The 11,273-nt window shown below is 67.0% G+C and carries 11 protein-coding genes; 6 read left to right on the forward strand and 5 right to left on the reverse strand.

All coding sequences use genetic code 11. The annotated features are described in order from the left end of the window. Positions 1–37: 37 nt before the first annotated feature. The 4 genes from EG885_RS00930 to EG885_RS00945 are packed head-to-tail and all read right to left on the reverse strand — an operon-like array spanning position 38 to position 4,860. Positions 38–1,501, reverse strand: coding sequence for an aldehyde dehydrogenase (locus tag EG885_RS00930; protein WP_131572581.1), 1,464 nt, complete (start codon positions 1,499–1,501; stop codon positions 38–40). Then, a complete protein-coding gene (locus EG885_RS00935) occupies positions 1,501–2,538 on the reverse strand; it encodes an LLM class flavin-dependent oxidoreductase (protein WP_131572582.1) in 1,038 nt (345 codons plus the stop codon). The genes EG885_RS00930 and EG885_RS00935 overlap by 1 nt, the downstream gene beginning before the upstream one ends. Beyond that, positions 2,535–4,286, reverse strand: coding sequence for an alpha/beta fold hydrolase (locus EG885_RS00940; RefSeq protein WP_131572583.1), 1,752 nt, complete (start codon positions 4,284–4,286; stop codon positions 2,535–2,537). The genes EG885_RS00935 and EG885_RS00940 overlap by 4 nt, the downstream gene beginning before the upstream one ends. Continuing rightward, the gene (locus tag EG885_RS00945) at positions 4,258–4,860 is read right to left on the reverse strand and encodes an amino acid synthesis family protein (RefSeq protein WP_131572584.1); all 603 of its coding nucleotides are present in this window, start codon (positions 4,858–4,860) and stop codon (positions 4,258–4,260) included. Before EG885_RS00945 ends, EG885_RS00940 begins: the two co-directional genes overlap by 29 nt. Before the next feature lie 100 nt (positions 4,861–4,960). Between EG885_RS00945 and EG885_RS00950 the strand changes: the two genes are divergently transcribed. From EG885_RS00950 to EG885_RS00970, 5 genes are all read left to right on the forward strand, one after another. After that, complete coding sequence (locus EG885_RS00950; protein WP_131572585.1) at positions 4,961–5,671, forward strand: GntR family transcriptional regulator; 711 nt, start codon at positions 4,961–4,963, stop codon at positions 5,669–5,671. After that, complete coding sequence (locus EG885_RS00955) at positions 5,668–5,961, forward strand: DUF1330 domain-containing protein (RefSeq protein WP_131572586.1); 294 nt, start codon at positions 5,668–5,670, stop codon at positions 5,959–5,961. The genes EG885_RS00950 and EG885_RS00955 overlap by 4 nt, the downstream gene beginning before the upstream one ends. Before the next feature lie 161 nt (positions 5,962–6,122). Beyond that, positions 6,123–6,563: a GNAT family N-acetyltransferase gene (locus tag EG885_RS00960; protein WP_131572587.1), complete on the forward strand. Its 441-nt coding sequence runs from the start codon at positions 6,123–6,125 to the stop codon at positions 6,561–6,563. 284 nt (positions 6,564–6,847) lie between these two features. Next, a complete protein-coding gene (locus EG885_RS00965; protein ID WP_131572588.1) occupies positions 6,848–7,579 on the forward strand; it encodes an SDR family NAD(P)-dependent oxidoreductase in 732 nt (243 codons plus the stop codon). Positions 7,580–7,687: 108 nt separating this feature from the next. Further along, complete coding sequence (locus EG885_RS00970; protein WP_131572589.1) at positions 7,688–9,061, forward strand: aspartate aminotransferase family protein; 1,374 nt, start codon at positions 7,688–7,690, stop codon at positions 9,059–9,061. A gap of 7 nt (positions 9,062–9,068) precedes the next feature. Here the strand turns inward: EG885_RS00970 and EG885_RS00975 are convergent, their stop codons facing one another. Next, complete coding sequence (locus tag EG885_RS00975) at positions 9,069–9,938, reverse strand: LysR family transcriptional regulator (protein WP_131572590.1); 870 nt, start codon at positions 9,936–9,938, stop codon at positions 9,069–9,071. Between the two features lie 142 nt (positions 9,939–10,080). On the opposite strand from EG885_RS00975, the gene ampC reads away from it, so the two are divergent. Continuing rightward, complete coding sequence (gene ampC / locus EG885_RS00980; RefSeq protein WP_131572591.1) at positions 10,081–11,241, forward strand: class C beta-lactamase; 1,161 nt, start codon at positions 10,081–10,083, stop codon at positions 11,239–11,241. The last annotated feature ends 32 nt before the right edge of the window (positions 11,242–11,273 follow it).

Here is an 11,273-nt window from a genome sequence, read left to right on the forward strand (position 1 = left end):
GGGGGGTGCTGCCGTGGCCTGCGATGGGCCGCGGTCGTTATCGCATTACGAAAGGGTCGGGGATCGGATCGTCCGAGATCCGCAGCCAGACCGTCTTGATCGTCGTGAAATCCAGCGCCGCGGCCAGCCCGCCCTCGCGTCCATGGCCCGACAGACCATGCCCGCCAAAGGGCGCCATGGGCGACACCGCGCGATAGGTGTTGACCCACACCACCCCCGCCCGCAGCCCCCGGATCATCCGGTGCGCGCGGGTCAGGCTGCGGGTGAAGACGCCCGAGGCAAGGCCGTAGGGCGTGTCATTGGCCAGATGCAGGGCCTGATCCTCGGTCTCGAACGTCAGGACCGACAGGACCGGACCGAACAGTTCCTGCGTCACGCAGGGCGCGTCGGGGGCGTTGCTGCAATCGAGGATGGTCGGCGGATAAAAGAACCCCGGCCCCTCGGGCACCACGCCGCCGGTCAAAAGGACTGCGCCCGCCGCGATGCTGTCCTGCACGATCCGGTCGATCCGGTCGCGCTGGCGGGCGGTGCAGAGCGGCCCGATCTCGGTCGTCATGTCGCCGGGCGGGCCAAGAACGGCAGCCTCTGCCTTGGCGACCAGCCGCGCCAGCAACGCATCGCGCACGCCCGCCTGCACCAGCAGACGCGATCCGGCAACGCAGCTTTGCCCCGTGGCCGCAAAGATCCCTGCGACCTGAGCGTTCGCGGCACTGTCCAGATCGGCGTCGTCAAAAACGATAAAGGGCGATTTGCCACCCAGCTCCAGCGAGGTCCGCGACAGATTTTCGGCCGAGGCGCGGAGGATATGGCGCGCGGTGTCCGGACCGCCTGTGAAAGCGATATGGGCAACCAAAGGATGGCTGGTCAGCGCCCGGCCCGCATCCGGCCCGCCGGTCACGATGTTCACCACGCCCGGCGGAAACCCCGCCTGATCGACCAGGCGGGCGAATTCCAGCAGCGGCGCCGGGCCATCCTCGCTGGCTTTCAGAACCACGGTGCAGCCCGCCGCCAGCGCTGGCCCCAGCTTGACCGCCGACAAAAACAGCTGGCTGTTCCACGGCACGATGGCCGCGACCACGCCGACGGGTTCGCGCCTCAGCCAGACCTCCATGTCGGGCTTGTCGATGGGCAGATGCGCGCCCTCGATCTTGTCGGCGAGGCCCGCGTAATAGCGGTAATAGTCGGCGACATAGGCGATCTGGGCGCTGGTCTCGCGGATGATCTTGCCGGTGTCGCGGGTCTCCAGCGCGGCCAGATCGGGGGCGGCCCCGGCGATCAGATCGGCCAGCCGTGACAGCAGCCTGCCCCGCGACGTGGCGGTCAGCCCGGCCCATGCGGGGGCGCGAAAGGCCCGGTCGGCGGCGCGCACGGCGCGGTCGATGTCACCGGCATCCGCATCGGGCATGACCGCCCAAGGGGTGCCGGTCGCCGGGTCGATGCTGTCAAAGCGGCGCGCGCCATCCGCAAACTGCCCGTCGATATAATGCTGAAACCGCTGCATCACGCGAATGCCGGCATGACATCGCGGATGAACCGTTCCAGCGAGGCGCGCTTGCGCGCGAAACTCATCCCGCTGTCGATCCACAGGCTGAATTCGTCATATCCAAGCGCCTCGTAGGACCGGATGCGCTCGATCACCTCGGGGGCCTCGCCGATGATCTGGTTGCGGCGCATCATCTGGGGCGACAGAAAGCTGTTGGCGGCAACCTCGGCGGGCGAGATCGGATCGATCAGGCCCATGCTGACGGGGCGTTCGTTTTTGAACCACGCGCCGAAATAGTTGTAAAACAGGTTCACCTCTTCGGCGCCCTGTTGGGCATCGGCCTCGCTGTCGGCCACATAGGTGTGGCGCAGCACCATGATTTTCGGGCGCGGAATCTCGGGGAATTTCGCGCAGGCCGCGTCAAAGCTGGCCATCAGGTTCACCACCTCTTCATCGCCCTGATGCAGGGGCGTGACCTGCACGTTGCAGCCATGGCTGACCGCGAATTCATGGCTGTTGGGATCGCGGGCGGCGACCCAGATCGGCGGATGCGGCTGCTGGACGGGCAGCGGGGATGACGTGGTGGCCGGGAACTGCCAGAATTCCCCGTCATGGGCGTAATCGCCCGCCCACAGCTTTTGCACCGCCGGGATCAGTTCGCGCATCCGCGCCCCCGCCCCCCAGGCATCGAGACCCGGCACCATGCGCTGATATTCGTACATGTACGCGCCGCGCGCGATGCCCAGATCCAGCCGCCCCTGGGTCAGAAGATCGGTCATCGCCGCCTCTCCGGCCAGACGGATCGGGTGCCAGAAGGGCGCGATGACGGTGCCGGTGCCAAGGCGGACATTCTTGGTACGCCGGGCGATGTCGATTAAATTCAGAAACGGGTTCGGCGCGATGGTGAAATTCATGCCGTGATGCTCGCCCGTCCAGATGGCGTGCATCCCGCCCTCGTCGGCGATGCGGCACAGCTCCAGCATGTCCTCATACAGCTGGCGCTGATCCTCGCTGGCCGACACCCGCTCCATATGGACGAAAAGAGAGAATTTCATGCCCTGTCCTTCTGTTTGCCGGTGGTGGCCTGCTTGCGGGTGACCTGTCCCTGCGCGTGCGATCCGAAATAGACGCCGTAATCGCCAAGCCGCACCTCGGCGACCAGCCGCCGCAGCATCGCGGCCGAGGCGGGATCGGCGACGGCCTGCAAGCGGTCCTCGTCCAAGGGCACGAAGCTGCCCCGCAGGGCCGATGTGGTGGTGGTGGGGCAGCGAAAGGCGATGTGCTGGCGCCCCTCGGTTTCGCCCTCGTAGACGGCATAGATCTCGCCTGCCGCAGCGCCGGGGCTGGTCTGATCCAGCAAGGCCTGCAGCGCGGGTTGCAGGCCCTGACGGCCCACGCGGGTCTGCGGCAAGGACAGCCCGGCCTGCCCGTCATCGATCATCAGCACCGCACCCGCGCATTCGATGATCGCCTGAATCAGCACCTCGGGGCCTGCGGGCATCTGCGCCGATGTCGCGGCGGGGGTGATATAGGCGCCGCGATAATAGCCCAGACCCGGTTCCTTCGATGCGGCAAAGGCCTCGACCCGCCCGATCAGGATGGCATGATCGCCCGCCTCGACAACCTGCGCCATGGCGCAGTCGAACCAGGCCGAGACGCCCTCGATCACCGGGGCGCCGCAGGGGCCGGGCGCCCAGCCAATCGTGGCAAAGCGATCCTCGCCCGGGCGGGCGAAGGTGGCCGAGATGTCCTTTTGCGTCTCGGACAGGATATTGACGGCAAAGCCCGCAGCGGACTGAAAATGCGCAGAGTTGCGTGATGTGCGCGCGATCGACACCAGCACCATCGGCGGGTCCAGTGAGACGGAACTGAAGCTGTTGGCGGTAAAGCCCAAGGGTTTTCCGTCCCGGTCAAGGGTGGTGACGACCGTGACCCCGGTCATGAAACAGCCAAAGGCATCGCGCAGCGCGCGTGGATCAAGGGGCGGCGGCGCGTCATCCGCGGCGACCGGACGCTGCAGCCAATCCTTCAGCGCGTCGGTCACGATATAGGGGGCGGTCAGATTGACCATATGCCGGTGCCCCGCGACGATCAGCGGCGTGGCTTGCGGGATTGCCCCGGCCATGTCGCGGCTCATCTGCGGGGTCGAGTTCTGGTCGCCCTCTCCGGTCAGGACCAGCGTGGGGCAGGCGATCTGCGACAACCGGTCGGCATAGGTGGCGTCGCCGGTGGCAAAGGCGCGATAGGCGGTGGCATAGCCCTGCGGATCGACGGCTTCCAGCCAGCCCGCCACCCGGTTGCGGATCGCCGGACCGCTGCGGCCGAACCAGCGCGACAGCGGGCCGGTGGCATCACCCCGCCCCTGCGCAATCTGATCGGCGCGGGCCAGAACGGCGGCGCGCGCCTGCGGATCGCGCCGATGCACGGCATTCAGCAACGCCAGACGGCGGACCAGATCGGGGCGTTCGACCGCCAGCCCGGCAGCGACCAGCGCGCCCATCGAATGCCCCGCCAGATTGACCGGGCCAAGCGCCAGCGCCTCGATCAGCCGGGCGGCCCATGCGACAAAATCGGGCAGTTGCGCATCGGGGGGCAGCGGCGCGCTGCCGCCATGGCCCGGCATGTCCACCGCAACGACGCGGAAATGCTGTGACAGGGCGTCAATCTGGGGGGCCCAGGCCTCGGCCCGCATGCCGACGCCGTGGATCAGCAGCACCGCATCGCGGCGTCCCGGTTCGCGCGGCCCGGCCTCGATCAGCCGGACCGGCGCGCCGTCACACAGCGGCAGGGTTCGAGGCGTCATGGCCCAGATCCTTCAGATCCTGATAGCGGTCGCCGATGCGGTGATGCGGACGCCCGCCGACCGATGCGCCAAGCGCCACGACGATCTCATCGGCGGCGGGAGCGTCTGGAATGGCGAACTGGATCGTCAGGTAATGCGACCGGCGTCCTTCGTCATTCTTGTCCATCAGCGGGATCATCACCGGGCAATTGGCCGGGCCGCGCGTGTTGGTAAAAGCCAGATAGGATTTCGCGCCCACCGCCGTGCGGAAATGATTGCCAAACCGCAGCGTGTGGATCAGCGCGCTGGCATGTTCGATCTCTCCGTCCAGACCGACCACGGCGGCCTTGCCATAGGCCTCGACCGCTGCGCCGCCGCCTGCCGCGTCAAGGATCATCCCGGTCAGCAATGCGCCCAGCTCGGGGGCGACATCGTGGATTTCGGGGCGCAGGTCGTCGACGAAACCCCGCCCGGCCCAGGGGTTCCGGACCACCGCCGCCGCCGTGATCAGCCGCAGGGGCACGGGGGCGGCACGGCCCCCCTCGATCAGCGTCGTTTCGATGGTCAGCAAGGTCTTTCGGATTGCGGCGGCCATGATCGTCCTCGTCTCGATTCGTTGCCTCAGCGTGGTATACCAACATACCATCTGTCAATCATATCTTGCCGAGCGGCAGGCACCGGGCTAGATTGGCTGCATGACAAACGATCATCTTGCCGGTCTGCGCATCGACCATGTCCCGCAAACCCTGCGCGAAATCGCGGTCGGGCGGCTGCGCGGGGCCATCGTGTCGGGGCAACTGCCCTCGGGGTACCGGCTGGTGGAACGCACGCTGGTCGATCAGCTGGGCGTGTCGCGATCGGTGATCCGCGAGGCAATCCGCTATCTGGAGGCCGAGGGGCTGGTCGAACTGGCGCCCCGCAGCGGCCCGGTCGTGGCGACGCTGGACTGGGACCGGGCGCGGCAGATCTATGACATCCGCCTGCGGCTGGAATCGGCGGCGGCGGCGGATTGCGCGCGGCATCTGGACGGCGCCAGCGCCGTCGATCTGCGCGCCGCGCTGGCCCGGCTGGAACGCGCGCAAAGCGCCGCAGAGCCGCAGGAACTGATCGACGCGACCACCCGGTTCTATCAGGTGATCTTCACCACCGCAGGCCATCATATCGCATGGGAGATCGTGCAGCGCCTGAACGGCCGCATCTCGCGCCTGCGGGCGCTGACGCTGGCCTCGAAAGAGCGTCACGTTTCCGGACAGGCCCGGATCAGGCGGATCGCCGAGGCGATTCTGGCGCGCGATGCCGCAGGCGCCGCCCGCGCGGTCGAGGATCACCTGACCGAGGCATCCGCCATCGCCAACCGCCTGCTGGCCGAGGAAATGCGCCTGACCGCCGGGGGCGCCGGGGCATGAGCGCTTATTGGATCGCCCATGTGACCGTCACCGACCCCGATGCCTATGCCGGGTATCAGGCGCTGGCGCCGTTGGCCTTTGCCCGTTTCGGCGCCGAATTTCTGGCGCGCGGCGGCACGTCCGAGGTGCTGGAAGGCCCGGTCTATGAACGCCATGTCATCATCCGCTTTCCCGATCTGGCCTCGGCCCAGGCCTGTTATCGCTCCGACGAATATCAGCGCGCCCGTCAGGTCCGCGCGGGGGCGGCCACCGCCTCGGTCACCATCGTGGATGGCATGCCGGGGGTCTAGGCGCCGCGCGGCCCCGTCCGGGGCCACCCGTGGTCCGGCATGGATGCCGCGCAACTTTTCGCCCTTTGCAGACCGCCGGTTGCCGGACTAGGCTTTGCCCCAAGCGCGCACAGAACGCACCCCATCCATCGCGGGGTGCTGCCCAACAGGAGCTGCCATCCATGCCCGTCACGATCCGTCCCCTGTCCCCGCAAGACGAGACGGAGTGGAGGGCGTTGTGGACAGCCTATCTGGAATTTTACGACACATCGGTGCCGGAACAGGTCTATGCGACCACCTTTGCCCGATTGACCGACCCCGCGATCACCGACCGCTTCGCACTGATCGCCGAGGCGGACGGTCGGGCCGTCGGCCTTGTCCATGTGATCCGGCATCCGCATAACTGGCGGATCGAGGATGTTTTCTATCTTCAGGATCTTTATGTCGCGCCAGAGGCCCGGGGCACCGGGGCGGGGCGCGCCCTGATCGAGGCGGTTTACGCCGCAGCCGATGCCAATGGAACGCCGACCGTCTATTGGCTGACGCAGGAATTCAACGCACAGGCCCGACAACTGTATGATCGCGTCGCCCATGTGACGCCCTTCATCAAGTACCAACGCTGAGGTCAGGGCACCCCCTCGTTCTTGACGACAGCCGGATGACCGCTGCGGGGGCCGGTCACCCACAGGCCTGCCAGCCGGTCTTGCGCACTGGGTTACAATCCAGTCCGACGCTGGACCATCCCCGGCAGGCAGGATCAGCCCGGCGATGAGGCAGCCGGCATCCCGCAGACCGGCCCGCGCGACCATGATCCCCCTGATCCCGACGATTTCCATTGTGGCCGGTTCAGTTCGCTTTATCCTGTCCGCATTCCCCCCGATGATCCGGCTTTTGCAGGAGGACGCGCGTGACGAAAACCTGCCTGCTGACCGGTGCCAGCCGGGGCATCGGACATGCCACCGTCAAGGTTCTGCAAAGCGAGGGGTGGCGGGTGCTGACCGTGTCCCGTCAGCCGTTTTCCGAGGAATGCCGCTGGCCCATGGCGCGCGAAAGCCATATTCAGGCCGATCTGGCGGACCTGTCCTCGATCCCTGCGCTGGCCGCGGATGTGCGATCGCGCCTGCAGGGCGGGCAGCTGGCGGCGCTGGTCAACAATGCGGGCATCTCGCCCAAGGGCGAGGGCGGTGCACGTTTGGGCGTCTCGCAGACCGGGATCGATGTCTGGACGCAGGTGCTGAACGTCAATCTGGTGTCCATCGCGCTGCTGGTGCGCGAATTGCTGCCCGAACTGACGCGGGCCAAGGGCTCGATCGTCAATGTGACATCCATCGCCGGGTCACGGGTCCATCCGTTTGCGGGCACCGCCTATGCCGCGTCCAAGGCCGGGCTGGCAGCCCTGACGCGCGAGCTGGCGCATGAATTCGGGCCGCGCGGCATCCGCGCCAATGCCATCTCTCCGGGCGAGATCTCGACCGCGATCCTGTCGCCGGGGACTGAAGGGCTGGTCCAACGCGAGGTGCCGCTGCAGCGTCTTGGCACCGCCGAAGAGGTCGCCCGCACCATCCATTTCCTGTGCACCGATGCGGCCGCCTATATCAACGGCGCCGAAATCCATATCAATGGGGGCCAGCACGTCTGACCGCCCGCGCCGCAGCGCACCGGTTCCTTGCCTTGCCATTCCCGCAGGCACCCGACCGATCCCGCAAAGGCCGGGACGCGGGTGCGCACCAACCGACAGGACGCTTTGATGACCCATCTTCCCAATTCCCTGCAGGGCCGCGACATCACCTATCTGCTGCATCCGGTGACCAATGCCCGCGCGCATGAACGGACCGGTCCGCTGGTCATCACCCGGGGCGAGGGGGTCCATGTCTTTGACGACAGCGGCAAGGACTATATCGAGGGACTGGCCGGACTGTGGAGCGTCGCGTTGGGGTTTTCCGAAAAGCGGCTGGTCGAGGCCGCGATCCGTCAGCTGCATCAGCTGCCCTACATGCATCTCTTCGCCTCGAAGGGGCACGAGCCGTCGATCCTGCTGGCCGAAAAGCTGGTGCAGATGACGCCCAAGGGACTGGACCGGGTGCATTTCACCAATTCCGGGTCCGAGGCGAATGACACCGTCATCAAGATGGTCTGGTTCTATAACAACGCCATCGGACGGCCTGAGAAAAAGAAATTCATCGGCCGCATCAAGGGCTATCACGGGATCACCATCGCGGCGGGCTCGCTGACGGGCATCCCCGCCAATCACAAGGGCTTTGATCTGCCGCTGGATTTCGCGCGCCATGTCTCGACCCCGCATTACTGGCGCTTTGGCCATGAGGGCGAGACCGAGGATCAGTATTCGGACCGTCTGGCCGCCGAGCTGGAGGAGATGATCCTGACCGAAGGCCCCGACACCGTCGCGGCCTTTATCGGAGAGCCGCTGATGGGCGCAGGCGGGGTGATCGTGCCACCGCGCGGCTATTGGCCCAAGATTCAGGCGGTCTGCCGCAAATACGACGTGCTGATCGTGGCCGATGAGGTGATCAACGGGTTCGGCCGCACCGGCAAGATGTTCGCCTGCGAGACCTATGGCATCGAACCCGACATCCTCGTTCTGTCGAAACAGATCACCTCGTCATATCAGCCGCTGGCGGCGGTGGTGTTCAGCGATGCGATCTATCAGGGCATCGCCGACGGGTCCGAGACCTTGGGCACCTTCGGGCATGGCTATACCACCTCGGGGCATCCGGTGGCGACGGCGGTGGGTCTGGAATGTATTTCTATCATCGAGGAACGCGATCTGGTATCGAACGCCGCCCGCATGGGCCGGATCCTGCGCGAGGGGCTGGCGCGATACAAGGATCATCCGATGGTGGGCGAGGTGCGCGGCGAGGGCCTGATCGCGGCGGTCGAGTTCGTGTCGGACAAGGCGACCAAGGCCGGGTTCCAGCCCGTGGGCCTTGCCGCGCAGGCGGTCATGGCGGCCTGCCAGCATCACGGCCTGATCCTGCGCGTCTCGGGCGAGGCGGTGTGTTTCTGCCCGCCTTTGATCATCACCGAGGATGAGATCCGCGAATTGCTGCACCGCTTCGATCTGGCAATGACCGACGCCTTCGCGCAGATCGCCGCCGTCTAGGGGCCGGTCACGCCGGGCAGATCGATTGCAGCCAGTGCCGCAGGGCGGCCATGCCCGCCGTCTCGGGCCGGGCCTGCGACCGGGTCAGCCAATAGCGGCCCGCATCGACGGTCTGCCCGAAAGGCCGGACCAGCCGCCCGTTGTCCTGCCATGCCGCAAACATCGGATGGGGCAGCAGGGCGATGCCATGGCCCTGGGCTGCCATCTCGGCCAGCGCGATCGAGCTGTCCAGCATCGGCCCGCGCAAGGGCGGGCAGGGCAGGCCCACGGCCTGAAACCAGCCCTCCCATTCGCCCGCGCGATAGGATCGCAGCAGCCGCTGACCGCTCAGGTCCGACGGATGGGTCAGCCGGGCGGCATGGTGGCGCGCGCACATGGGGGTCAGGGGCGCGCGCATCAGCGGCACCGCCTCCAGCCCCGGCCATGATCCGTCGCCAAAGCGGATCGCCAGATCCAGACCCTCGCCCGGAATGCTGACGCGGTTGTTGTTGGTCAAGACGCGCAGGTCGATCTGGGGATGCGCCGTCTCGAACGCATCCAGCCGGGGAATCAGCCAACCGGCGGCAAAGGTGCCCACGACGCCCAGGTGCAGCGCCTCGTGATAGCGCCCGCCGGAAAAGCGGTCCAGCGTGTCGCCGATGCGGTCGAAGGCCTGCGTCAGCACCGGCACCAGTGCCGCGCCCTCATCCGTCAGCACAAGGCCGCGCGGCACCCGGCGGAACAGCGTGACGCCAAGCCGGTCCTCCAGCTTCCGGATCTGATGGCTGAGCGCTGCGGGCGTCACGCACAGTTCGACCGCCGCCTGCGTCAGGGTCAGATGGCGCGCCGCCGCCTCGAACACGCGCAGGGCGTTCAGGGGGATATTGGGTCGGTCCATGGGGCAACTTTTAGTTTTTCTTGGGTCAGGGTCAAGAATTGATGGTTTGATGCCAAGGCATCGGGGCCGTAATCCGGCCTGCATGAACACACGCTTTTGCCGCGCCACGCTGCGCGCACCGGATGCAGGACAAGGATACGCTATGACGCTCTTTCGCCCGTTGGGGCTGGCGATCGGTCTGATCGCCGCGCCCGCCCATGCCTTTGCGCTGACCGATGCCGCCTTTCAGGACATGGCCGAACAGGCCTTTCGTCCGGTCATCGAGGAGTTCGACATTCCCGGCATCGCCATCGGCGTGACGCTGGACGGGCAACAGTTTTTCTTTGCCGACGGGCTGGCCGACCGGCAGGCGCAGCGCCCCGTCGACACCGATACCCTGTTCGAGCTGGGATCGGTCAGCAAGCTGTTCACCGTCGCGCTGGCCGGTCTGGCGGATGGGCAGGGGCGCCTGTCGCTGGACGCGCCCGTGTCGCAGGAACGCCCCGATCTGGCGGGCGGCGCCTTTGACCGGATCACCCTGAATGATCTCGCCGCCCATGCGACGGGCGATCTGCCGCTGCAGGTGCCCGACAGCGTCACCAGCGGGGCCGACCTGAACCGCTATCTGGCGGATTGGACCCCCGCGACCGATCCCGCCACGACGCGGTCCTATTCCAATGTCAGCATCGGCCTGCTGGGCCAGATCGCCGCCGCAAGCTTTGACACCGGGTACGAGGACGCGATTGGCCGGCACCTGCTGCCCGATCTGGGGCTGGACAGCACCTTTGTCACCGTGCCGGATCACGCGACGGACCGCTATGCCCTTGGCTATCGGGTCGATGATGACAGCCCGGTCCGCGTCAATCCGGGCCTGCTGGACGCCGAGGCCTATGGCATCAAATCCAGCGTGGCCGACATGACGCGGTTCCTGGAGGCGCATCTGGGCGATCCCGACCTGCCCGATGAGATGACAAAGGCCTTGGCAAAGACCCGCGTCGCCCGTCACGACAGCGCGCATTTCGCCCAAGGCCTGGTGTGGGAAGCCTATCCCTGGCCCGTCGATCCCGCCCGGCTGGCCGCAGGCAACGCGCCCCCGATGGCGCTGGAACCGCAGCCGGTGACGCCTCACGACCCTGTTGCGCTGGCCGGGCCGGTCCTGCTGAACAAGACCGGCGCGACCACCGGCTTTGGCGCCTATGTCGCGATGGTGCCGTCCGAACGGATCGGCGTCGTCGTGCTGGCGAACCGCAACTATCCCAACCCCGTCCGGGCCGAGGCGACGCGGCAGCTGATCGAGGCGATCGTGACCGGGGCCGGGCACTAGGCGTCAGCCGGGCGTCACCCCGCCCCCCTTGT

Source organism: Paracoccus nototheniae (assembly GCF_004335005.1).
In the GTDB taxonomy this organism is placed as follows: domain Bacteria; phylum Pseudomonadota; class Alphaproteobacteria; order Rhodobacterales; family Rhodobacteraceae; genus Paracoccus; species Paracoccus nototheniae.